Annotated in this window: 27 protein-coding genes and 1 tRNA gene; 23 read left to right on the top strand and 5 right to left on the bottom strand. The window is 53.3% G+C overall.

Annotated features, from left to right (window positions below; translation table 11 throughout):
• Positions 1-31: 31 nt before the first annotated feature.
• From FG166_RS07090 to folP, 9 genes are all read left to right on the top strand, one after another.
• Positions 32-640: a hypothetical protein gene (locus FG166_RS07090; protein ID WP_003683654.1), complete on the top strand. Its 609-nt coding sequence runs from the start codon at positions 32-34 to the stop codon at positions 638-640.
• A gap of 73 nt (positions 641-713) precedes the next feature.
• Complete coding sequence (rbsR, locus tag FG166_RS07085) at positions 714-1,721, top strand: ribose utilization transcriptional repressor RbsR (protein ID WP_003683655.1); 1,008 nt, start codon at positions 714-716, stop codon at positions 1,719-1,721.
• Positions 1,722-1,739: 18 nt separating this feature from the next.
• Complete coding sequence (locus tag FG166_RS07080) at positions 1,740-2,423, top strand: CPBP family intramembrane glutamic endopeptidase (RefSeq protein WP_003683657.1); 684 nt, start codon at positions 1,740-1,742, stop codon at positions 2,421-2,423.
• Between the two features lie 215 nt (positions 2,424-2,638).
• Positions 2,639-3,010 (top strand): dihydroneopterin aldolase, encoded by a 372-nt coding sequence (folB, locus tag FG166_RS07075; RefSeq protein WP_003683659.1) that lies wholly within the window; start codon positions 2,639-2,641, stop codon positions 3,008-3,010.
• A complete protein-coding gene (folK, locus tag FG166_RS07070) occupies positions 3,000-3,518 on the top strand; it encodes a 2-amino-4-hydroxy-6-hydroxymethyldihydropteridine diphosphokinase (RefSeq protein ID WP_003683660.1) in 519 nt (172 codons plus the stop codon). Before folB ends, folK begins: the two co-directional genes overlap by 11 nt.
• The gene (gene folE / locus FG166_RS07065; protein ID WP_003683662.1) at positions 3,500-4,072 is read left to right on the top strand and encodes a GTP cyclohydrolase I FolE; all 573 of its coding nucleotides are present in this window, start codon (positions 3,500-3,502) and stop codon (positions 4,070-4,072) included. The genes folK and folE overlap by 19 nt, the downstream gene beginning before the upstream one ends.
• Positions 4,069-5,349, top strand: coding sequence for a bifunctional folylpolyglutamate synthase/dihydrofolate synthase (locus FG166_RS07060; protein WP_003683663.1), 1,281 nt, complete (start codon positions 4,069-4,071; stop codon positions 5,347-5,349). Before folE ends, FG166_RS07060 begins: the two co-directional genes overlap by 4 nt.
• Complete coding sequence (locus FG166_RS07055) at positions 5,327-5,920, top strand: non-canonical purine NTP pyrophosphatase (protein ID WP_003683665.1); 594 nt, start codon at positions 5,327-5,329, stop codon at positions 5,918-5,920. Before FG166_RS07060 ends, FG166_RS07055 begins: the two co-directional genes overlap by 23 nt.
• Entirely contained in the window at positions 5,904-7,037 is a 1,134-nt protein-coding gene (gene folP, locus FG166_RS07050) for a dihydropteroate synthase (protein WP_014562558.1), read from the top strand. The genes FG166_RS07055 and folP overlap by 17 nt, the downstream gene beginning before the upstream one ends.
• Here the strand turns inward: folP and FG166_RS07045 are convergent, their stop codons facing one another.
• Positions 7,038-7,376 carry a hypothetical protein gene (locus tag FG166_RS07045; RefSeq protein WP_015639256.1) on the bottom strand — a complete coding sequence of 113 codons (339 nt, stop codon included), beginning with the start codon at positions 7,374-7,376 and terminating at the stop codon, positions 7,038-7,040. It abuts the gene before it with no gap.
• 142 nt (positions 7,377-7,518) lie between these two features.
• On the opposite strand from FG166_RS07045, the gene FG166_RS07040 reads away from it, so the two are divergent.
• From FG166_RS07040 to FG166_RS07010, 7 genes are all read left to right on the top strand, one after another.
• Positions 7,519-7,878 (top strand): hypothetical protein, encoded by a 360-nt coding sequence (locus FG166_RS07040; protein ID WP_003683671.1) that lies wholly within the window; start codon positions 7,519-7,521, stop codon positions 7,876-7,878.
• Positions 7,879-7,940: 62 nt separating this feature from the next.
• Positions 7,941-8,011, top strand: a tRNA-Gly gene (locus FG166_RS07035).
• A gap of 285 nt (positions 8,012-8,296) precedes the next feature.
• Complete coding sequence (gene argS, locus FG166_RS07030) at positions 8,297-9,985, top strand: arginine--tRNA ligase (RefSeq protein ID WP_003683673.1); 1,689 nt, start codon at positions 8,297-8,299, stop codon at positions 9,983-9,985.
• A 616-nt stretch (positions 9,986-10,601) separates the two neighbouring features.
• Positions 10,602-12,719 carry a PBP1A family penicillin-binding protein gene (locus FG166_RS07025; RefSeq protein ID WP_035431138.1) on the top strand — a complete coding sequence of 706 codons (2,118 nt, stop codon included), beginning with the start codon at positions 10,602-10,604 and terminating at the stop codon, positions 12,717-12,719.
• Positions 12,720-12,777: 58 nt separating this feature from the next.
• On the top strand, positions 12,778-13,140 hold the full coding sequence (locus tag FG166_RS07020) for a YlbF family regulator (protein ID WP_003683677.1): 363 nt from the start codon (positions 12,778-12,780) through the stop codon (positions 13,138-13,140).
• Positions 13,141-13,291: 151 nt separating this feature from the next.
• A complete protein-coding gene (locus tag FG166_RS07015; RefSeq protein ID WP_003683678.1) occupies positions 13,292-14,248 on the top strand; it encodes a 3'-5' exoribonuclease YhaM family protein in 957 nt (318 codons plus the stop codon).
• A 91-nt stretch (positions 14,249-14,339) separates the two neighbouring features.
• Positions 14,340-15,296 carry a peptidylprolyl isomerase gene (locus tag FG166_RS07010; protein ID WP_035431141.1) on the top strand — a complete coding sequence of 319 codons (957 nt, stop codon included), beginning with the start codon at positions 14,340-14,342 and terminating at the stop codon, positions 15,294-15,296.
• 78 nt (positions 15,297-15,374) lie between these two features.
• On the opposite strand, the gene FG166_RS07005 is transcribed toward FG166_RS07010, so the two are convergent.
• On the bottom strand, positions 15,375-15,608 hold the full coding sequence (locus tag FG166_RS07005) for a hypothetical protein (RefSeq protein ID WP_003683683.1): 234 nt from the start codon (positions 15,606-15,608) through the stop codon (positions 15,375-15,377).
• A gap of 1 nt (position 15,609) precedes the next feature.
• Complete coding sequence (locus tag FG166_RS07000) at positions 15,610-16,038, bottom strand: HIT family protein (protein WP_003683684.1); 429 nt, start codon at positions 16,036-16,038, stop codon at positions 15,610-15,612.
• Positions 16,039-16,186: 148 nt separating this feature from the next.
• Here FG166_RS07000 and FG166_RS06995 point away from each other — a divergent pair, with 148 nt between their 5' ends.
• From FG166_RS06995 to trmB, 3 genes are read left to right on the top strand one after another with little or no spacing between them, the layout of a single operon-like run.
• Entirely contained in the window at positions 16,187-16,912 is a 726-nt protein-coding gene (locus tag FG166_RS06995) for an ABC transporter ATP-binding protein (RefSeq protein WP_035431145.1), read from the top strand.
• Complete coding sequence (locus FG166_RS06990; protein WP_003683687.1) at positions 16,905-18,089, top strand: ABC transporter permease; 1,185 nt, start codon at positions 16,905-16,907, stop codon at positions 18,087-18,089. Before FG166_RS06995 ends, FG166_RS06990 begins: the two co-directional genes overlap by 8 nt.
• Positions 18,090-18,106: 17 nt before the next feature.
• Positions 18,107-18,754, top strand: coding sequence for a tRNA (guanosine(46)-N7)-methyltransferase TrmB (trmB, locus tag FG166_RS06985; RefSeq protein ID WP_003683688.1), 648 nt, complete (start codon positions 18,107-18,109; stop codon positions 18,752-18,754).
• Positions 18,755-18,844: 90 nt separating this feature from the next.
• On the opposite strand, the gene FG166_RS06980 is transcribed toward trmB, so the two are convergent.
• Complete coding sequence (locus FG166_RS06980; RefSeq protein WP_003683689.1) at positions 18,845-19,177, bottom strand: hypothetical protein; 333 nt, start codon at positions 19,175-19,177, stop codon at positions 18,845-18,847.
• Between the two features lie 175 nt (positions 19,178-19,352).
• On the opposite strand from FG166_RS06980, the gene FG166_RS06975 reads away from it, so the two are divergent.
• The 4 genes from FG166_RS06975 (at position 19,353) to FG166_RS06960 (ending at position 22,574) form a co-directional block, all read left to right on the top strand.
• Positions 19,353-19,670 (top strand): thioredoxin family protein, encoded by a 318-nt coding sequence (locus tag FG166_RS06975; protein WP_003683690.1) that lies wholly within the window; start codon positions 19,353-19,355, stop codon positions 19,668-19,670.
• Positions 19,671-19,793: 123 nt separating this feature from the next.
• Entirely contained in the window at positions 19,794-20,426 is a 633-nt protein-coding gene (gene ytpR, locus FG166_RS06970) for a YtpR family tRNA-binding protein (RefSeq protein WP_003686193.1), read from the top strand.
• 28 nt (positions 20,427-20,454) lie between these two features.
• Positions 20,455-21,768, top strand: coding sequence for a UDP-N-acetylmuramate--L-alanine ligase (murC, locus tag FG166_RS06965; protein WP_003683692.1), 1,314 nt, complete (start codon positions 20,455-20,457; stop codon positions 21,766-21,768).
• Between the two features lie 95 nt (positions 21,769-21,863).
• Positions 21,864-22,574 carry a Bax inhibitor-1/YccA family protein gene (locus FG166_RS06960; protein ID WP_003686195.1) on the top strand — a complete coding sequence of 237 codons (711 nt, stop codon included), beginning with the start codon at positions 21,864-21,866 and terminating at the stop codon, positions 22,572-22,574.
• A 37-nt stretch (positions 22,575-22,611) separates the two neighbouring features.
• On the opposite strand, the gene FG166_RS06955 is transcribed toward FG166_RS06960, so the two are convergent.
• Positions 22,612-23,361 carry an alpha/beta hydrolase gene (locus FG166_RS06955; RefSeq protein WP_003683694.1) on the bottom strand — a complete coding sequence of 250 codons (750 nt, stop codon included), beginning with the start codon at positions 23,359-23,361 and terminating at the stop codon, positions 22,612-22,614.
• Between the last annotated feature and the right edge of the window lie 141 nt (positions 23,362-23,502).

Here is a 23,502-nt window from a genome sequence, read left to right as displayed (position 1 = left end):
GCAACCCCTTTGCCCAGAAGGGAACAAGAAAATGGAACTAATGACACAAGAACAAATCCGGGCGCAACTAGCCGTCAGCAAACAACAGGGGAGTTTGGTGGAGGTCCACGATTTTGACGAGGCTGGCGAGACCTTTGACGTCGGCTTTGTGTTGGCCGTCGACGAATTGTTTGTCCTCTTACTCGGGATCGATTGGGACGGTAAGATCAACGGTTTAACGGCGGTCCGGCTGGCCTCCATTCACCGGGTCCGGAGCCAAACTGATTACTTAACGACCGTTTCGCTCAAGTGCAAGGTCGCCCAGGAAAATGGTTACTTTGACCTGTGGCACCTACAAGATTTCTTGCACGATCACGATTACCAGGGAAAAAACATCTTGCGCACCCTGCTAACTGACTCCTATCAAAATGACTTGCCGCTGGTGATTGGAACCAAAAAGTACAAGGGGGGCGACGATTTTACCGGGGTGATTAGCGACCTGGGGACGATTAAGCTAACCCTCCACTACTTCAACTCCCACGACTTATCTTCTTTATGGGAGTACGAAATCTTGCTGGCCCAGATCGACTACGTAAGGGTGCGCGGGACGCAAACCGCCACCGCCCGCAAGGTTTTGGATCAGGTTTTCCACCAGGAATAAGCAAGAGGAATGGTCAGAACACTAAAAATTTAGTAAACTGTTTTATTAAGATCAACAACAAGAAGGAACAGTCATGGCAAATAAAATCACCATCCGCGACCTCGCCAAGCAAGCGGGGGTTTCGGTCACCACGGTCTCCCAGATCCTAAACGGGAAGGGCCAGCGCTTTAGCGAACAAACCAGGGAAAAAGTGCTCACCCTTAAAAAACAGCTGAACTACGTCCCGGACTTTAACGCCCGCAACCTAATCATGCGCTCATCGAAGACGATCGGGGTCTTGTTACCAAACATTGCCAACCCCTTCTTCGCCGCCTTTGTCAAGGGAATCCAAAAGGCAACGCGTCAGGCGGGCTTTATGCCGCTGATCTTTTCGGCCGACCACGAAGAAGACCAGGAACGCTACTACCTACAGCGGCTGGTGGAGCGCTCCGTTGACGGCCTGATCATCGCCTCGGCTTCGGTAACGACCCAGACGATCGACGAGATTTTAAAGCCCCTCCAGGTACCCTACCTACTCTTTGACCAAAACGACACCCCGGACGGCGACCGGATTGAAGTCGATAACGACCAGGGGGGCTACCTAGTTGCCAAGCACTTGGCTAAGGAAGGGCACCAAAAGATCACGCTGCTCTTCCCTAAGAACGTTAAAAATATTGAGGAGCGCCAGCACGGCTTTGTCCGCGGGCTTGCCGAAGAGGGGATCGACTTTGACCCGGCTAGCCAGGTAGTTTATGGCACCCTCACCAAGCAGGGGGGCTACGAGGCCACCGACGCCGTTTTAGCGACCAAGCCGACGGCGGTCTTTGCCGCGAACGATGAAATGGCGCTTGGCCTGTACCGGGGACTGGCCGAGCGGGGGGTCAAGGTCCCCGATGACATATCGGTGGTCGGCTTTGACGGGATTGACTTAGACCGCTACGTCACCCCGCAACTGACGACGGTGGCCCAGCCAATTGAGGAACTGGGGGAAAAGGCCAGCGCCCTTTTGCTCAGCCGAATTAGTAACCCGCAGGCGCCAACCCAGCAAATTAGCTTACCCGTCGAACTAGTGGTGCGGTCGTCAACGGCAGCCGTTAAGTAAAAAAGGGGGGCGTCAACGATGGACGAGACAAGGCCGGCCCTGCCCAAGCGGGTCCTGATCATGGTGTTACTGGCGGTTTCGATTCAGATTCCACCAATTTTTGAACTACTGGTTAAGCAGAATATGTACAGTCATCCCTCGGTGGCAACCAGGTGGCTGGTCGTTGACTTAGTGGTCTTTGTCGCCATTATCGTTTGGGCGACCCACCTGTTTTACAAGTACCGCCGGTGGACACCAAGGCCCCAAGGGGTGGGTAGCCGGCTCGGTTGGTTAATCGGGGGCTACCTGGTGATGATTGCCGGCGAAGACGTGTTGGCGATTTTAAACCAGGCCCTCTACCACCAGAGCCAGACGACCAATAACCAAACGATCGCCAACCTGATGGGAAGCTCGTCTTTAATGATGATGTTGGTGGCCGGCTCCGGGATTTTACTGTCGCCGGTGGCCGAGGAGCTGATCTTTCGGGGCGTCTTAATGAACCTGTTTTTCAAAGACGATGCGGTTTGGCCGCCAATTTTGTTATCCGGGGTTGTTTTTACCCTGGAGCACGCCAGCACGACGCCGGTTTCGTATTTGATTTACTTCTTTATGGGGGCCGTCTTTGCCTTTGTTTACCGCAAGACCGGTCACCTAAGCAACGTCATCGCCCTCCACATGCTCAATAACATCGTGGCGATGGCGGTCTTGCTCAACGCACGATAAATACAATTTAGAAGGGGCTGGGAAAAGCGTTTTTCCTAGCCTCTTACTGTATTCCCAAATGTTAGACAGAAAACGTAGTCGATAACCGCAGGCCTACCTTGGGGGTTATTGACCACCTACCTTAATTTCTTCCCGGGAGTTCTCGTTGATTAGAAAATGCGGTATGATGGATAAGCACGAAGAAAACGAACAAAATAAAGAGAAAAGGTGATTGAATGGGGCAAATTCGAATTAATAACATGGTTTTTCACACTTATAACGGGGTCTTTGCCGAAGAAAAGCGGATGGGGCAACGCCTAGAGGTTGACCTCGATATGTCTTACCCGATTGAAACGGCGGTGCAACATGACGAATTGACCGAAACGGTTTCTTACGCCGACGTTTACGACACGACCAAGGAGTTTTTGGAAGGCCACCAGTTTAACCTAATTGAAAGCGCCGCTAATGGGTTATTAAAGACTTTACAGACCCAGTACCCAGCCCTGGGGACAATTACGGTGCGAATTCGCAAGTATGCGGTGCCAATTGCCGGCGTCTTTGATAACATTGAAATTGAGGTGACGGGGAGGGCGTCCGATGTGGACTAAGGCCTACTTGAGCATTGGTACTAACATGGGGGACCGCCTGGCTAACTTAAAGCAAGCGGTGCGGTTGTTAGAGCGGCGCCCGGAGATCGAGGTAACCAGCATTTCGTCGGTTTACGAGACGGCCCCGGTCGGTGGGGTGGTCCAAGCAAACTTCCTCAACATTGCCGTGGGCCTGTCCACTAACTTAAGCGCCCGGGACCTGTTGGCCTGGCTACACGTCATTGAACAAAGCCTTCACCGGCGGCGTTTAATCCACTGGGGCCCGCGGACGATCGACTTAGACATCGTTTTGTATGGGTGCACACGGTTAACCAGCCCCACCCTGAAGATTCCCCACCTGGAAATGGCCAACCGGCGCTTTGTCCTGGTGCCCCTGCAAGAAATCATGCCTGGCAAGGAACAGGAATATTGGCACCTAGCCCAACTAATCAGGGACACCCCGGACCGGGAGTGGCTTACCCAACGAATTAAGAAAGAGGAAGTAGCAGAATGGATCAAGAAAAATTAATCAAGGCCACCAAGATGATGATTGAGGCCTTTGGTGAAGACCCTGACCGCGAAGGCCTACGGGAGACCCCGGAGCGGGTGGCGAAGATGTACGCGGAAATCTTTTCCTCCCTGGATGCTAAGCGCCCGGAAGCCGTCACCAACTACAAGGTTTTTCACGTGGCAGACACCCCGGAAATGGTGGCGATCCAAGAGATTCCCTTCTATTCGATGTGTGAACACCACCTCTTGCCCTTCTTCGGCACGGTCAGCGTTGCCTACGTACCGAAAAACGGCCGCGTGATTGGCCTGTCCAAGATCCCGCGCTTAGTTGACTTTGTCAGCCACAAGCCGGGGATGCAAGAGCGGGTCACCACCGAACTAGTCCAGGAGCTGACCCGCCTGCTAGATCCCGCCGGGGTGGCGGTGGTGGTGGCCGCCCGCCACATGTGCATGGAAATGCGGGGGGTGACCAAGGCCGGCCAGTTTACCTACACCAGTCACTTTACCGGCGCCTTTTTTGACCAACCCAACCTGAAACAAGAATTCCTAGACCAAGTGAGGGGACGACCATGAGTGAATACCAAGAGATTATTGACCGGCTACCCAAGCAAATGCTGGCCGGCGAAGACAACCGTTTAGAAATTTTGCACCAGGTATTAGACGCCCTGGGCCACCCGGAGCACCAATACCAAATTATTCACGTCGCCGGCACCAACGGTAAGGGCTCGACCGGGTCCTTAGTGGCCCGGTTTTTGATCACCAGCGGCTACAAGGTGGGCCACTTCAACTCGCCGGCAATGATTAGCGACCGCGAACAGGTCCTGGTCAACGGGAACCTGATTAGCAAGGACGACTTTGTGACGACCTTTAAAAAGATTCTCTGCGCCCTACCTGACTACATGACCGAACAGGACCTAACCATCTTTGAATGGTGGACGGTCGTGATGCTCCAATACTTTGCCGACCAAGCGGTTGACTGGGCAGTGATCGAGTGCGGGCTGGGCGGCCAAGACGACGCCACCAACGTAATTGATGCCCCCGCCCTGGCGGTAATCACCCACCTGGCCCTGGATCACACCCAAATTTTGGGGTCCAAGATTGAAGACATCGCCAAGGCCAAGGCCGGCATCATTAAGTACCAAACCCGCGCCCTAGTGGTGGCGCCTAACCAGCCAGAAGCGGCCAAGGAGATCCTGGCCCAACGCGCTCAGGAAGCCGACGTACCGCTAGTGGAAGCGGCCAGCCGGGTCCAGGTCAAACTTGCGGACGGGACCGCCAAGGTAAAGATGGGGGAAGAACAGTTCACCTGCCCGTGCAACCTTCATGGCCACTACCAAACGGAGAACCTAACGACGGCGCTGGCCATAGTGGAACAGTTACGGCAAGGCGGGGTCACCATTGACCAGACCATGCTGGAGAAGGTCTTGCAACGGGTCACCTTCCCGGGGCGGATGGAAGCAATTGACCACGACCCGCTCGTGATCCTAGACGGCGCCCACAACCCGGATGCGGCTAAGCAAATGGTGGCGACCATCCAAGAGGACTTTGCTGACCGCCCGGTAACGATGGTGCTGGGCTTTTTGGCCGACAAGGACGTTGAACGGATGGTGACCATGTACCAGCAGGTTGCCGACCACCTGATCTTTACCACCCCGGATAACCACGGGCGGGCGATGGACAGTTGGCCGCTAGCAACGGCAATGGGTCACGAATGGGCGCCCGACGCCCGCGAAGCCCTGGAATTGGCTCGTGAACTAACGCCGACCAACGGGGTAATTATCGTCACCGGCTCATTTTACCTAATCAAGGAATTAGAAGAGGGGCTCAATGATGAAAGTTTGGATCGCTAGCCACAACCAGGGCAAGGTTGCCGAGCTGGCCATGATCCTTTCCAGCAGTGGTATTGATGCCGCCCCGGCGCCCAAGCTAGCTCAGCCAATGCCTGCCGAGGGGGTCGCGTCCTACCTAGACAACGCCCGGCAAAAGGCCCGCTTTGTTAGCCAAGTCATGCCGGGTGAGTACGTCTTAGCCGACGACTCGGGACTGACTTTAGCAGCTTGCCCGGGTCAATTGGGGATCCGGACCGCTCGCGAACTGGACGAACACGGCGGCGACCGGCTACAAACCGTCCTCGCGATGGTGGCCGGTCGTGACCGGGAATTTACGATGGAAACCTGGGTCAGTCTCTTTCGTGACGGCCAGGAAGTGGCGGTGGGCCACGGTTGCTTAACCGGCACCTTAGCGGCCACTCCCCAGGGCGACGATGACCGGGGCTTTGACCGCTTATTAATTCCGGCGGGACAAACAAAGCCGCTGGCGCTATTGCCAACGGCGGAGTGGTTAAAAGAGGCGCACCGTTCCCGGGCGGCGCGGGACCTGATGGAACAACTAAAGGAGAAGAGAATTGAAGATTTCAATTAAGATGCCAACCACCACGGACGCCTTTAACCAGGCGGTGCTAGCGCAACTGGCCACGGTGGAAGAACAGCGCTTTTTGTTTTGGCAAGTCGACCAAGCACAGCAGGGCGCCGTTATTGAATTAATCGAACGTTTAGACGTCCCGTTTGCTAGCCAAGCAGACGGGATCGCCCTAATGGTCAAGCAGGCCGCCTTACCAGTGTTGGTCAAGTGGGCTAAGCAAGCCTGGCCAGCCGATGACGAACTCCAAAGCTCCTTAGAGGCGCTCACTAAGGAAACGGCGATCTTATGGCGGGCCGGTCGGTTCACCTTTAACGTCACCGCCCACCCCTTGGTTTACGGGATCTTAAACGTGACGCCGGACTCCTTTTATGACGGCGGACGCTACCAAGCAACCGACGACGTCAAGGCCCACATCGATCAGATGGTCAAGGATGGCGCCGACATCATTGAGGTTGGTGGCCAAACGACCAAGCCCGGTGGCTTTGTGGAAGTAAGTCCCGACGAAGAAATCAAGCGGATCACCCCGGCCATCGAGTACTTAAAGGCTAACTACCCGGCGGTGGCAATTGCCGTGGATACCTACAAGTACCCGGTCATGCAAGCGGCCGTGGAACTAGGGGTGGACATCATTAACGACGTCAACGCTTTTTTGGATGACGATCAGAAGTTAACCCTGCTAAAAGATAGCCAGGTTGGCCTGGTGACGATGCACTCGAGCCGGGAACACGAATACGAAAACCTGACGGTGGCGATGAAGCACTTCTTCGAGGAGAACCTGGCGATGCTAGAAAAGGCCGGTATCGACCGGGAGCGGGTTCTTTTGGATCAGGGGATTGGCTACTCCAAGGTTGCCGACGGGGAACAAGACTACGCCATGATGCGCAACCTCGACCAGTTCAACTATTTGAAGCGGCCGATGATCGTGGCGATCTCGCGCAAGGGCTTTGGTAAGCAACTCTTTGGTCTGGCCAAAGACGATCGCCTAGACGTGACCCTAATTGCCGAAAGTTACATGTACCTGCACGGCGGGCGGGTGCTACGGGTCCACGACGTCAAGGAGACCAAGCAGTTAGTAAAGATGCTCGACACGATTACCAGTGGTTACTGGCAACTGTAATTACCAAGGCAAGACTAGGATGCCAGCCAGCGTTAACAATTCCAAGCGCATCATTTGGTGGGGACTGCCAAAGCTTTCCTGCTTGCGGCCGAAGGTGACTTCGCTAACCACAAACAAAAAAATAAGGTACACGCCCCGGATGATCGATAAAGGATTAAACGCCGGCAGGGAGTGGAGCTGGTCGACGATCGTTAGGCCGACTAATAACAGGATGATTAAACGGGTGATGACCAACCAGGTCGTGACCCGTTTTTCTTGGTGGGAGCGCAGGCCCCGGTAAATGGTAAAGATGAGGCCGAGAAACCCCAGAAGGTTAACGGCAAAGTAAAGTGGATCCATGATAATTCCCCTTGAAATCGGTTTACCACCATTGTAGCATTGCCGCATTTGACCGGCGAACGGGGCGTGGGACTTGAAAAAAATCTTAAAATGTGTAAAATAGCCTTTATTGCGAAAAAAGTTGATCAGTGAGGTGGAAGGCATGACCCATTACAAGATTGGTGATAAAGTAGCGGCCAAGAAGTTTGGTCCCTTAGAACACGATTTCTCCGGGGAAGTCGAAAAGGTTTACGATAACTCAGTAATGATTGCCATTACCGAATACGATCCGGCAGATCAAAGTGGGATCAACGAATTAAACGGCCGGGCCGTGGTTCGGAAGGGCGAAGCCAAGATCTTAAAGGAAGTGCCACGGACCAAAGAGGACTTAGAAGCGGCCGCTAAGGAAGAAGAAGAAGCGGCGGCAAAGGCTGCTAAATCGGGTAAGAACACCCGCCGGCGGCGGACAAAGACGACTAAAGAGTCGGCTAGTTCCGAAAAAAACGAAAAAAGTTCCAAATAAGTAGTGACAAATCAATTTAATGTGGTATTATAAATGAGTAAGTTAATTACTCATTAAATTATGCGGGTATAGTTCAGTGGTAAAACTCAACCTTCCCAAGGTTGCGTCGCGAGTTCGATTCTCGTTACCCGCTTCTCATCATCGCTTCGGCGGTGATTTTTTTTGCTTGTTATTCTGCCGGAGCTTGGTATAATAAAGGCATTCCGGTCCCTGGAGTAGTAGTAACGGCGAACGTAATTAGCGACCCCTCGTTGGTGAAAGGAGGGGCGTTGCCGTTACGAAGGCGTGTCAGGGACCAGCAGTTAAATCGAAGTTTGAGTGGAATGATACATTCAATTAGAGTGGTACCGCGGGAAATCTCGTCTCTAGTAAGCATGGGCTTATTAGGGGCTTTTTTACTTTTTAGGAGGAATTTAGGATGAACGAACGTCAACAAGTTGCGTCTGCACTGCAAAAGGTGCTGCCAAACCTCAGTGTGGAAGATCTTGAAGCAAAGTTGGAACGCCCAAAGGATGCTAAGAACGGTGATTACGCCTTTCCAACCTTCTTTTTAGCCAAGGAGCTCCACAAGGCGCCGCAAATGATTGCTAGCGAACTGGCTGAACAAATCGACCAAAGTGGCTTTGAAAAGGTGGTTGTTGCCGGCCCGTACATTAACTTCTTCTTGGACAAGGCTAGCGTCGGGGGAGAAATCTTGGCCGCCGTCTTGGCGGACCCAGCTAACTACGGGAGCACCGACCTGGGTCACCAGGGGCACGTGACCATTGACCTGTCCTCGCCAAACATCGCCAAGCCAATGGGGATGGGGCACCTGCGTTCAACCGTGATCGGGAACGCCATTGCCAACATCTTGGCTAAGGTCAACTACGTACCGGTACGGATCAACCACCTTGGTGACTGGGGGACCCAGTTTGGGAAGTTGATGGCCGCCTACGAAATGTGGGGGGACGAAGCAGAGGTGCAAAAGGACCCGATCAACACCCTGCAAAAGTACTACGTTAAGATCAACACCGAAGCCGATGAACACCCCGAATACGATGACCTGGGCCGGGAATGGTTTGCTAAGCTCGAACAGGGCGATCCGGAAGCCCAGCGGCTCTGGAAGTGGTTCCGGGAAGTGTCCTTGCAACGGTTTATGAAGATCTACAACCTCTTGGACATTGATTTCGACTCCTTTAACGGGGAAGCCTTCTACAACGATAAGATGGATGAAGTGGTAACCCTCTTAGAAGACAAGCAGTTACTTAAGGAATCCCGTGGGGCCGAAATCATCGACCTGGAAAAGTACGACTTAAACCCGGCCATGATCCGCAAGAGCGACGGCTCCACCCTGTACCTAACCCGGGACTTGGCGGCCGCTTTATTCCGTAAGCGGATGTACCACCACGCCCAATCCCTGTACGTGGTGGGGGCCGAACAAAGCAACCACTTTGCCCAATTAAAGGCGGTCCTGTCCGAAATGGGCTTCACCTGGTCAGACCAAATTCACCACATTCCGTTTGGTTTGATGAGCTTAAACGGGAAGAAGATGTCTACCCGGAAGGGGAACATTATCCAATTGGAAGACGTCTTAAACGACTCGATCAAGTTGGCCCGCCAACAAATCGAAGAAAAGAACCCGACCCTGGCCAACGCCGACCAAGTGGCCGAAGAAGTGGGGGTTGGCGCCGTAATCTTCCACGACCTGAAGAACGAACGGACCAACTCGGTGGACTTTAAGTTAGAAGAAGTGGTTAAGTTCGAAGGGGAAACCGGTCCATACGTTCAATACGCCCACGCCCGGGCCGAATCGATCCTCCGTAAGGCCGGCCGCCCATCCTTTGAAGGCGCTACGTTGACCGTCGATGGTCAAGAAGCCTGGGAAGTAGCCAAGAAGATTGGTCAATACCAAGAAACGATCGTCCGGGCCGCTAACGAATACGACCCGTCCTTGATTGGGAAGTACGCCCTGTCCTTGGCTAAGTCCTTCAACCAATACTACGCCCACACCCGGATTCTGGAAGAAGACGACCAAAAGCTCTCCCGCTTAGCCCTCGTCCAAGCCGTTTCCGACGTCCTCAAGTCCGCCTTAGCCCTCCTCGGCGTTAAGGCACCAGACGAAATGTAATTTAGTTTAATACGTTGCCCCGTCGCGCTCTGCGGTGGGGCTTTTTTGATACGGGGAAAAGGTTGCCAACTTCATTGCTGAGGGATATCTGCCAAACCATTCGGGCGTCACTCCCGTTTTGGTGACAGGACAAATCTAAAATTTGGCGCAATGACCGCTAGACGGCCTGCTTGATAGGTTGGGTCGCACTCACTGTATTGCGCAAATCTAAACATTTGTCGTGTACCTTATTCGGTATTCGAGCTTACATACGGTTTGTCGAGGAGATTGGGTTGCACTTCCGATAACGTGGAAAATGACCACAGGTCTAGTGCCTAAGTACGGGCGAAGAACGGTGCGTACCGCACCAATCTTCCTCTAGCTTAGCCCACGGCCTGTTTGATAGATTGGGTCGCACTTCCAATAACGTGCTCCCCAATCACAGGACTAGTGGCTAAGTCTGGCCACAGAACACCGCTGGCGCGCTAACCTGTACCCTATCCTTAGCCCACGGCCTGTTTGATAGATTGGGTCGCACTTCCTCCTTGACAAATGGTTAAGATCGGGGCTAGGTTTGGCGCCGGCTTGCTTGCAATGTTAAAATAGTCCCATCATGTTTTCGTTCGGAGGATAAATGATGGAACGTCAAAGACCGCCACGCTTACCATTTAAGGAGCGGTTGAAAGAAGGGGTCAAGCAAGTCGGTCACCGGGTTTGGCAACTAGTTCGCCACCAGTGGCACCGTTTCCAGCTGACCCGCTGGTTGATCATAATTGTCTTGAGCCTCTTTTTGGTGATGAGCGCCTACCTGACCTTTGTGGCTAAAACGTCTAACGTTAAGGACTTAAAGGCCCGCTTGGAGCAGCCAACCCTGGTTTACGACCATAACGGTAAGAGCGCCGGGAGCCTGTATTCACAAAAGGGGACCTACGTTTCCTTAAATGAGATTTCGAGTAACGTTTCCAACGCCGTTTTATCGACGGAGGACCGCAACTTCTACCACGAACACGGTTTCTCGGTTAAGGGACTGGCCCGGGCGGCCTACCTGCTGGTCAAAAATAAGGTCTTGGGCCGGGACTACATTTCCGGTGGGGGATCAACTTTGACCCAGCAACTGGTCAAGAACGCCTTTTTAACCCAGCAGCAAACCTTCTCGCGTAAGGCCGAGGAAATCTTCATCTCGATCGAAGTGGAAAATCAGTACTCCAAAAAAGATATCTTGACCATGTACTTGAATAACGCCTACTTCGGTCACGGGGTTTGGGGAGTGCAAGACGCCGCTAAGCGTTACTTTAACGTTAACGCTAGCCAGTTGACGGTGCCACAAGCCGCGACCTTGGCGGGGATGCTGACGTCGCCGGGGATTTACGACCCGGTTGACCACCCGAAATTAGCTAAGGAACGGCGCAACCTCGTCTTGGACCTGATGGTGGAAAATAATAAGCTGACCCAGGCACAGGCCAATGCCTACAAGAAGGTGCCGTTAACCGTTGAAGATGGGTACAGTAATTCCAACACCTACAAGTACCCGTACTACTTTGACGCCGTAATTTCGGAGGCGATCAAGGATTACGGCCTGACCGAAAAAGAGGTTATGAATAACGGCTACAAGATTTACACCACCCTCGATCAGGGGCAGCAAGAAGCGATGCAAGATACCTACGATAATGACAACAACTTCCCGTCCACCAAGGCTGACGGGACGATCGTTCAGTCAGCTTCGATTGCCGTTAACCCTAAGACCGGGGGCGTGACGGCCGTGGTCGGCGGGCGTGGGACCCACGTCTTCCGGGGCTACAACCGGGCCACCCAAATGCGGCGCCAACCGGGGTCGACGATCAAGCCGATTGCCGTCTACACCCCGGCCCTCTTGCACGGCTACTTCTACGATTCGACCCTGCAAGACAAGCTCCAATCCTACGGGACTAACAAGTACACCCCGAAAAACTACGACAACACCTACTCGGGATCGGTACCGATGTATAAGGCCCTGTACGAAAGTCTCAACGCTCCGGCGGTCTGGCTCTTAAACAAGATCGGGGTCGACACCGGCTACAAGATGGCCCAAAAGTTTGGCCTACCGGTAGTGAAGAGCGATAAAAACCTGGCGCTGGCGCTCGGGGGCTTAACCGACGGGGTTTCGCCACAACAAATGGCCCGGGCCTACGCCGTCTTTGCCTCGGGTGGGGAGCTGCCGACGACCCACTACATCACCAAGACCGTGGACGCCTCGGGCAAGGTCGTTAAGCGCAAGAACAAGTTGACGACCAAGCGGATCATCTCTAAGAAGGTGGCCAACACGATGACCTCGATGATGATCGGGGTCTTCAAGCACGGGACCGGGAAGAACGCCGCCCCGAGTGGTTACACGATCGCCGGAAAGACCGGGACGACCAATTCCGGTTTGACGAATGATGACAACGACCGCGATAAGTGGATCATCGGCTACACACCCGACGTGGTGGTGGTGACCTGGGAAGGTTATGACACTACCACTAAGACTAACCAGCTTTACGACGTCGAAAATAACGACATCTACGGCCTCTTTAAGACCGAAATGAGTGGGATCTTGTCTAACACCGCCGGGACTAAGTTCACCGTCCAAGACGCCCAAACCAAGGCGCAAGAGGCGGCCAAGTCCGCATCATCATCGAACTCGTCTGGCTCCAACCTGTGGAACCGGGTTTCCGACTTTGCCAATAACGTTAACCAACAGGTCCAAAACGCCTGGAGCAACATCCGCTCGCTCTTCTAGCTAGACCAGGCCGGTCATGATACAATGAAAGCAATGTCAATTAGGAGGACACATTCAAATGGTTGTAAACATTTACGATACGGCAAACGAACTGGAACGCCAAATGCGGCAAACGCAGGAATTCATCGGCTTAAAGGAAGCCTTTGATGACTTAAAGGCCGACAAGGAAGCAACGGACCTGTTCGTTAAGTTCCAAGCTAAGCAAGCGGCGGCCCAACAAAAGCAAATGCAGGGCCAAGAAATTTCCGAAGATGAAATCAAGGAAATCCAAGCCCTGGCCAAAGACGTTACCAGCAAGGACGTCATCCAAGCCTTGATGGCCAAGGAACAACAAGTTGACCAAATGATCCAACAATTAAATCAGATCATCACTGGCCCGCTACAAGAACTTTACAAGCAATTCGGCCCGCAAGAGGGCTAGTTACGGGGAAGTGTGACCAACCCTCTCGACAAACCGTACTTAGGCACTAGGTTTGTGGTTGGGAGCACGTTAGCTGTGTAACATTCAAGATTTGAAAAGAGGCTGGGGAAACTTTGATTTTCCCAGCCTCTTTTAACAAGGAGGGATCACGATGGAGATTGGTAACTTAACTAGCGGGGTGGCGACCGAAGGGGTGGCACTGATTAAGGACGCCCAGTTAAAGACGACCCGGACCGGGGACCCCTTTTTAGCCCTGCGCTTTGCCGACCGGACCGGTGAAATCAGCGGTAACCTTTGGGACGCAACCGAAAACCAGGTCGCCCAATTTAAGGCCGGGGTGGTGGTGGAGCTCGCCGGCCAGGTCGAAACCTACCAGGACCAGTTGCAGTTTCGGATCCAGGAGCTGCGCCTGGCTAGCCCAGAGGAGGGCCAACCGGAAGACTTTGTGCCCCGGGTGACGGAAACGGACGGGGAACTAAAGGATGACCTGCGGCCCTTTTTAGCGGCCATTCATCAGGTTGAATGGGCGACGATCGTTAATCATTTGTTTAAAAAATACGGAGCGCCCTTCTTTAACTTCCCGGCGGCCAAGGTCAACCACCACGCCCTGGTCGGTGGGTTGGCCTTTCACACCCTGTCGATTTTGCGCCTGGCTAAAAACGTTTGCGACCAGTACCCGGGGATCAACCGGGAACTCCTGTACGCCGGCGCCCTTTTGCACGACATGGGTAAGGTAATCGAGTTGTCCGGCCCGGTAGCGACCCAGTACACCACGACCGGGAACTTGTTGGGCCACATTTCCATCGTTGATGGCGAAATTGTCGCCTGTTGCCAAGAGGTCGGTTTATTGCCGACCAACCCCCAGGTGGTCTTGCTTCGCCACGTCATATTGGCCCACCACGGCCTGCGTGAGTACGGGTCCCCCGTTGAACCGGAGCTAATGGAAGCGGAGGTCTTACACCGCCTAGATGAGCTCGATGCGGCGATCACCGAAATTAACGGGGCGTTAGAGCAAACCGCCCCGGGTGAATTTTCGCCCCGCCAGTTTGCCCTTGGCCGCCGGCAGTTCTACCGGCTCCCAACCGGACAAGACACGAAGAAAGCGTGAAGAAAGCCTAAAAGCTTTCTAAGGAGCAAGCACGTGCTTTTTGAGTGTGTTATATTAGATTGGTGAAAAAATCCAAAGGATGTGAGATAGTTTGAAATCAAAGAAAATGTTGGCAATCATCGCTGGGTTAGCCCTAGCATTGCCGTTGGCCGCCTGCGGTAACAAGGCGGTCGCCACCACCAGTGGTGGAAAGATCACGGAGAGCGAATACTACTCCAGCATGAAGCAAACCTCCAATGGGAAACAAGTGCTTCAGCAAATGATCCTAGACAAGGTGTTGGAAAAGCAGTACGGAAGCAAGGTTTCGACTTCCGAGGTGAACTCCGAATACAACGCCTACAAAAAGGAGTACGGCTCCTCATTTTCAACCGTTTTATCTGAGGAAGGCTTGACCGCCAAGTCCTTTAAGCAACAGATTCGTTCTAACCTGCTCTTAAAGGCCGCCGTGCGCAATTACTCCACCTTCTCCTCCAGCGCTTTAAAGAAGCAATGGAAGAAGTACGAGCCAAAGGTTCAGACCGCCGAAATTCTGGTGGGTTCAAAGGAAACGGCCCAAAGCATCATCGACACCTTAAACAACACGTCGGGAAGCAAGCTTAAGGAATTCAAGAAGCTGGCTAAGTCCAAGTCCACCGACACGACGACCAAGTCTAACGGTGGGGTCTTATCCGCCTTTGATAATACGGATACTAGCTTGCCATCTGCTTACCGTAAGGCCGCCTTTGCTTTGAAGACCGGTGAATACACGACCGAACCGGTTAAGACCGACAACGGTTACTACGTCATTTACATGATCAAGCACCCGGCTAAGGGTAAGTACTCTTCTCACATCAGCGACTTGAAGGACCAAATCGTTACCCAAAACATGAACAACTCGACCTTCTTACACAACGTTGTTTCCAAGGTCTTAAAGAAGGGTGACGTTTCGATTAAGGATTCTGACTTAAAGAACATCATGGACGACTACTTGACTAGTTCTTCGTCAACGTCTTCCACGACTTCTAGCTCCAGTTCTTCTAGCGCTAGCGAATTATCGTCATCTAACTAATCAATGATTAACGGGTGACAATAAAAGCCCAGCACAGTTCGCATTCAGCGAGCTGGCTGGGCTTTGTTATTGGGTAGGTTACTGCTGACGTTCTTGAACCGTCTTTAACACGGCTTGGATCTTTTCCACGTGCGGGGCGATCTTGGTTTGAAAACGGCTGACTTCCGCTTGCAGGTCACTCACCACCGGGGAGAGGTGGGCGACTTCCGTTTGGAGGCGCTTGGTATTTTGGGCTAGCTGGGCGGTGCTGGTTTTGAGGGCGAGCACCTGATTCTTTAGCGTCGCCAGCTTAGCGCGTTGGTTAGCAAACATGTTAGTCCTCCAGGTGGTCGATGATCGCTTGTTGGATGGCGGTGTACTTTTCCTCGTTGTATTCCCCGGAATTATCAACGAAGTGAATGGAGAAGTCGTCATCCTTGGTGTAACGTGGGATCAAGTGGATGTGGGAGTGGAAGACCGACTGGTAAGCGACGGCCCCGTTATTGTTGACGACGTTCATCCCCTCGATGGCCGGGTTGGAATCACGAACGGCGCGGGCCACCTTTGGCAGGCGGGTAAACACGTCTTGGGCTAGTTGTTCGTCGTAGTCAAAGAGGTTGGCGACGTGTTCTTTGGGCACCAGGAGGGTGTGGCCCGGCGTGTTTTGGGAAATGTCTAAAAAGGCGTAGACCAGGTCGTCTTCGTAAACCTTGTAGCTAGGGATTTCCCCGGCGATAATCTTACAAAAAATGCAATCACTCATACTAAAACCTCGCTTTAAAAACCAAGTTACAATGATGAGTTTATTTTACCACGAACTGGGGTGGCACTGGCGAAGAAAGGGCGCCACTACTTGTTAACAAGAAGATAGGGTATAATACAAACATTGGACAGCAATGAGGAGGGACACCATGATTTTAGAAATTGATGACTTGGTTGGCGGCTACTCGCGGGTCCCGGTCTTAAAAAAGGTCTCCTTTAAAGTTGAAGAGGGCCAACTGGTCGGTTTGATCGGTTTAAACGGGGCCGGCAAGTCAACCACGATCAGCCACGTGATTGGCCTCTTGCACCCGTTCTCCGGCACGATTAAGGTCGGTGGCAAGCAGTTAAAAGACGACGCCGAGGGGTACAAGGCCCAGATCGCCTACATTCCCGAAACACCGATTCTTTACGACGAGTTGACCCTGCGGGAGCACTTAGCCCTGACGATCCGGGCCTACCAAATGGATGAACAGGCAGCTTGGCAACGGGCGCAGCGGCTCTTAAAGATGTTTCGCCTGGATAACAAGTTGGACTGGTTTCCGGTGGACTTTTCCAAGGGGATGCGCCAGAAGGTGATGATCGTGGCCGCCTTCATGACCGAAGCTAAGCTCTTGGTGGTCGACGAACCCTTTTACGGTTTGGACCCGCTCGCGGTGCACGACTTGGTGAACCTGATCCAGGAGAAAAAAGAGCAGGGCGTCGGTATTTTGATGTCGACCCACGTCTTGGATACCGCCCAGCGTTACTGTGACCGCTTCGTCCTCTTGGCCGACGGGAAGGTGAAAACCCAGGGGACCCTCGCGGAACTAACGGCAGGCGGGCAGACCCTGGATGAGGTCTACTTGAACTTAGCAAGGGATGAGCAACATGGGTGATTTATTTGAACAACGGCGGCGCCGCCACTTCGTTCTCTTAATGAAGTACTGGCGGCTCGTCTTCAACGACCACTTCATCATCGCCCTCTTCTTTTTGTTTGGTGCGTTGGCATACACCTACGCCCAGATGATTGCCCACGTTAGCCCCGGCCAGTGGTGGGCAAAGCTGTTTTTGACCCTCTGGTTAGGCTTGATCGTTCACGTTGGCCGGTTGGCGACCCTAGTTGAACCGGCCGACCCGGTCTTTTTATTGCCGCAAACCAGCTCGATGATCAACTACTTCCGGCGGGCCCGTTACTACAGCCTGATTGGCGGTGAGGCCATCACAATTTTGGCCACCGTGGTGGTGTTGCCGTTGGCGATGGCGACCGTTAAACTGACCGGCTTTGAGGTGGGGGAAATCATCGCCTCAATGGTATTATTGAAGTTTGCCCACTTGATCTTGGCCCAGCGCCACCTCTCCTTGGTGGCCAATTTAACCATGCTCAACGTGGCGGGCTTTGGCGAACCCTTAGTGGCCCAAGTGATTACCTGGTGGGTATCGCCAACCTGGGGCTTTGTAGCAACGATCGTCATGAGCATCGGCCACTTCGCCCACCTCCGGGTCACCGAAGACGCCGATTGGGCCAAGGCGATCCGCTTTGAACGGGAGCGGATGGAATCGGTCTACCGCTTCTTCAACCTCTTCACCGACGTACCGCAAGTGCAAGGTAAGGTTAAGCGCCGCGCTTGGGCCAACGGGTTGATTAACTGGTTAGCCAAGGGCAATGCCTGGACCTTCTTGTACGCCCGGGGCCTGGTGCGCAACGTCGAGTTATCTGGCTTAATTGCCCGCTTGACGGCCTTGATGATGGTGGTGCTCTTCTTTGTCCCACTAGCCTGGCTTAACACCGCCCTGTTGGTGATCGGCCTGTATTTGATTATCACCCAGCTGACCCCCCTGGCCGACCACTTTGAAGCCAAGGTCTTCACCCACGTCTACCCCTTCCCACCAAAAGAGCGCCAGGCCGCCTTTGTTAAGGTGGCCACCAAGGTAGCGGTGGTGGTGGCCGTTTTATTGGCGGTCGCCTCTTTGGGGGTCAGGTTGGACTGGCAACGAGCGGGAATCAACCTAGTCGTCGCCCTAATTGAAGGGTGCTTGTTGACCCGTTACTACTTAAAAACACGAATTCACTAGCGAAATGAGGAACTAACATGCGCGTAAAGCACAAAAAGTGGGCCGTACCCCTGATGGAAGCCCACCCCGAAATGATGACGATGGACCCGGCCAGCTTTAAGGGCCGTTGGCAAGAACGGTTTGCCAAGCCCCAACCGCTTCAAGTAGAAGTGGGGATGGGGAAGGGCCAGTTCATTATCGGGATGGCCAAGGCCCACCCTGAAATTAACTTTATCGGCTTAGAAATCGAATCGACGGTGGCGGCGATCGCCCTTAAAAACGCCCTTCCCGAGCAATTACCAAACCTGACCCTGGTCCGCGGCGACGGGGCCGGCTTGGACACCTACTTTGAAGACGGCAGCATTGACCGGCTGTACTTGAATTTCTCCGATCCGTGGCCAAAGACTCGCCACGAAAAACGGCGCCTGACCTACAAGACCTTCCTGGCCAACTACCAACAGGTGGTTAAGCCGGGGGGCGGCTTGGAGTTTAAGACTGACAACCAGGGGCTGTTTGAGTACTCCTTAACCAGCCTTAACAACTTCGGGATGATTTTTGACGGCGTCTGGTTAAACTTGCACGAAAGCCCGGAAAACGAGGGCAACGTGGAGACCGAATACGAGCAGCGTTTTGCGAGCCTCGGTCAACCCATCTACAAGCTTAAGGCGCACTTCCCGGTAAACTAAAAAGGGCAGCTGGATTTCCAGCTACCCTTTTTTATGTTGCAGAAAAGGTACTTCTCACGGCCTGTCGAGGAGATTGGGTCGCACTTCTTCTTAATTCATCCTCTTCAACTCAATGATTGAACCGGTGTAAGCGTCGGCTAAAAATTCGTAGTTGACCAATTGGTCGTCTTCTTGGCGCCGCAAGCCACCGCGGTAAGCCGTGGTCTTATAAGCAAAGCGTTGGAAGGGAATCGGTTGGTAGTCAATCCAAGAGCCGGCCAGGGGGCCTTCTTTTTTAAAGTCGTTGGTGACGAGCTTGAGAATGGTTTTAGCCCCACGGCGACGGTCACCAAACATCTTGCCAGTGACAAAGCCTGCCAACGCCGCTCCCCCGAGGGTTAGCGGAATCATCCAGGGGTTTAAGGAACCATTTAAATTATCCATAAGCAGGTCGCTTCCTTTGCTAGATCGGCAATGCCTTGATCTGAGATTAATCGACTATATTGTACCATACTGACCCGGTGGTGCAATTGATTGCCCCACGGCTCAATTACTTGGCAGGTGGCGGGGGCTATGCTATGATACCGATAAATAGTAAGTGAAAGTAGGAGGTTTCAAAATGGAAACTTTACCAAAGACGGACCTGGCCGGGTTAAATGACCGCGTCAAGGACGGTAAGCACGTGCTCTTTTTTACGGCCGGTTGGTGCCCAGACTGCGCCTTTATTAAGCCAGCGATGCCGGAAATTGAACGCGACTTTGCCGATTACCAATTCATTAAGGTCGACCGGGACGAAAACATCGATTTAGCCGCCGACCTGGGCATCATGGGCATCCCGTCCTTCGTTGCCTACAAGGATGGGCAAGAAATTGGCCGCTTCGTCAACAAGGACCGCAAGACCAAGGAACAGGTGGAAAGCTTCTTACGCAGTTTATAAGCTAATGAAAATCCCGTCGCCCTTAGTGGTGGCGGGTTTTATAATTATCTGCCCGCCGGCGGGGGAATATGGTACACTTAGGTTTGGTTTATTTAGAAAAATGAATGGAGATGTGAGTCTTACATGCTAATTGCAAGTTACAATCGTCCCGGCATGGGCGACGTATTGGTGACGATGGTCAACAACGGCAGTGGGGAGCAAACGGTTACCACCAAGCAAAACGTGACCGAGATTAAGGACGCCCAGGGTCAGCTTTTGGGCTACAACTTCCAAAACGCCAGCCAACTGCTGCCGGATTTGGAAGGACACCGGGGGCAAGTAGTCCTAACTGAAGACCAGGTGGCCACTTTGAACCAGGCGATTCAAGAAGCCGGCTTTGCAACCCCGTTGGTGGCCGACCTCAGCCCTAAGTTTGTGGTTGGTTACGTCAGTGAAATGGAAGACCACCCCAAGTCCGATCACTTGCACATCACCAAGGTGGACCTGGGGGACGAAACGGTGCAGATCGTCTGCGGGTCACCCAACATTGAAAACCACGTTAAGGTGATTGTAGCGAAGGTCGGCGCCATGATGCCATCCGGGCAGATTATTTGGCCGGGGGAACTGGTCGGCGTTGAATCCGACGGGATGATTTGTGCTGGGCGCGAGTTGAACCTGAAGAACGCCCCGGACAAGCCGGGGTGCGTCATTTTACCAGCTGACTTTGGTCAACCGGGTGACGCCTTTGACTTCGAGAAGGGTAACCAACTGTTTTAACGAGCGGACGGTATGAGAGGAAGCAATCATGGAAAAAAAGACTTACTACTTTGTCGGAATTAAGGGGACCGGGATGGCCGCCTTGGCCCGTCTCTTAAAGGACCTGGGGAATGAGGTTTTGGGCTCGGATATCGAAAAAGAAACCTTTACCCAACAACCACTAGCAGACGCCGGGATCCCGGTGCTCTCCTTTGACCCGGCCAACCTAAAGGAAGGCATGATCGTGGTCCAGGGGAACGCCTTTAGTGATGACCACGAAGAAATTGTGCGGGCAAAGGAAATGGGCCTCAAGATCCAATCTTACCCGGAAACGGTGGAACAAGTGGTCGCTAACCACACCTCGATTGGGGTGGCCGGTGCACACGGTAAGACCAGCACGACCGGGTTATTAGCCCACGTTTTATCCAACGTCGAACAGACCTCCTACTTGATCGGTGACGGGGTCGGTGTCGGGGTGGCGGACGCCCGCTTCTTCGTCTTTGAAGCCGACGAATACCGGGACCACTTCCTGGCTTACCACCCGGACTACGCGATCATGACCAACGTTGACTTCGACCACCCGGACTACTTCAAGGACTTGGCCGACGTCAAGGATTCCTTTGAAACCTACGGCCGGCAAGTCAAAAAGGGTCTCTTTGCCTGGGGTGAGGATAAGAGCCTGCGTGACTTAAACGTTGACGTGCCCGTTTACTACTACGGAACGGCACCCGATGATGACTTCCGGGCGGCCAACATCGTCCGGACCCCGGATGGCTCCACTTATGACGCTTACTACAAAGATCAAAAGCTGGGGACCTTTACCATCCACTTGTACGGGGAACACTCCGTCTTGAATTCGTTGGCCGTGGTGGCCGTGGCCTACATGGAAAAGATCGACTTGGAAAAGATCAAGGCCGAATTGGCCAACTTCAGCGGGGTGAAGCGGCGGTTTGCCGAAGAAGACATCGCCGATATGAAGGTGATTGACGATTACGCCCACCACCCGTCGGAAATCAAGGCGACCATTGACGCCGCCCGCCAAAAGTTCCCGCAAAAGGAACTAGTGGTGGTCTTCCAACCCCACACCTACTCACGGCTAGCCGCTTACCTGACGGAATTTGGCCAGAGTTTAAGCCGGGCTGACAAGGTCTTTGTGACGCCGATCTTTGGCTCGATTCGTGAACAAAACGGGTCGGTTTCGGCCAAGGACCTCGAGGACCTGATCCCGGGTAGCGAGGACATCGATCAAGCATCGATTACCAAGCTGTTGGCATACCACGACGCCGTGGTGGTCTTCATGGGGGCCGGTGATATCGAAAAGTACGAGGATGATTACAAGGCCCGTTTGAAAGAGCGGGGGTAAATTAGTTGAAGGGAATGGTGGCATTTGCTACCATTCTTTTAGTTAGTAAAACTCTTTTAGTTAGTAAAACAGAAAATTTAATGGGAGGTCATATCGTGGACAACTTTTCACGTGAGCCCGAACGGCGTGAAGTAAACGTCAGCGGGCTAAATACCTTTTTGACCCGGATGTACGGGTTGATGTCTTTAGCAGTCTTCGTCTCGGCCATTACGGCCTACCTGACCATGACCGTCTTCAAAGCGGCGGTCTTCACCTTTGTTGCTGGGCATGCCGGCTTGGTCTGGATCATTTTGCTCTTGCCAATCGCCCTTTCGATGGGGATTAGCTTTAGCGCCACCAGGAATCCGGTCGGTTCCTTTATCATGTTGATGTTGGTGTCGATCATCTACGGGGTTGAGTTCTCCTTGATCTCGGCAATGTACACGGCGGCCAACATTGCGGCGGCCTTCGTTTCGTCGGCCGTGATCTTCGTGACGATGGCGGTCTTTGGGACGGTCACCAAGCGCGACCTCAGTAAGGCCGGTAGCCACGCCATGGCGGCGTTGGTGGCCTTGATCATCGCTTCTTTAATTAACATGTTCTTGCACTCAGCAGCGATTACCTACATCTTCTCCTACATCGCCGTGATCATCTTCGTGGTCTTAACGGCTTGGGATGCCCAGAAGATGAAGGCCATCTACGTTAACTACGGGGCCGAAGTTTCCATGGGCGGCTTGGCCGTCATGGGGGCCTTACAGCTTTACCTCGACTTCATTAACTTATTCTTACAGCTCTTGCAAATCTTTGGGATGAGCAACCGCGACTAACAAAAAAGAACCGTGCCAAAAGCGCGGTTCTTTTTTGTTAGTTTAAGAAATCGGCCACTAATTGAAGGGTGGTTTCCCGTTGGTCGCCGTCGCCACGTAACTGGTGGCTGGCCCCCTCCAGGAAGTGGATCACCCCGTTTTGGTACATAACGTTGTACTTTTGTGAGGCCTTGGGGTCGACCACCGTGTCGGCCAGGCCGTGGATCATCAAAACCGGGCCGGCGTAGTGCTGGGCGGTTTCGTAAATTGGCAGCAGTTGGGCGGTCCTGAAGTAGTCGCCGCCGACTTTGAAGCCACCAACCGTTACGTAGTCGGGAATGTGGTTGGGATCGTAGGTGGTTCCTTGGCAAGTCCCGATCAGGGCGTCATCTTTGAGGGTGGCAGCTGGGGCCAAGAGAACTAACTTGTCAATCACGTCGCGGTAGTAGGCGGCGAGCATCGAAGCCACCACCCCGCCTTGTGAGTGGCCAACCAGGATGATTTTCTTTGCCTGAACCTCCTGGCGGGCGTAGTCGATGATCTTCATGCCGTCTTGAAGTTCGCTTAACACGGTCATGTCGCTAAACTGACCGTCGGACTTACCGCAACCGGCAAAGTCAAACCGTAACGTGGCCAGGCCCTGGTCGTTTAAGCGGTGGGCCAGTTGGTTTAAGAGGTTCTCCTCGGTGTAACCTAGGTCACCCTTAAAACCGTGCATTAAAATGGCGATCCGGTCGTTTGGCACCTGGTCGCTCCCCTCGAGCAGCCCCCGTAAGGTAAGACCGGCACTCTTGATTGCAACTTCCATTGTATCAACTCACTTTCATGTTTATCCTTACGATACCCGGGTCAAAAGGCGATGGCAAGCGCTTTATTTAAGGGGGCGGACAAGCGGCGGGGCGCAAAGTTTGCTACAATGGGAGCAGTGACTAAGAAGGGACGGATAAAA

Source organism: Limosilactobacillus fermentum (assembly GCF_013394085.1).
In the GTDB taxonomy this organism is placed as follows: domain Bacteria; phylum Bacillota; class Bacilli; order Lactobacillales; family Lactobacillaceae; genus Limosilactobacillus; species Limosilactobacillus fermentum.
This window is presented reverse-complemented; position numbering and strand designations above follow the sequence as displayed.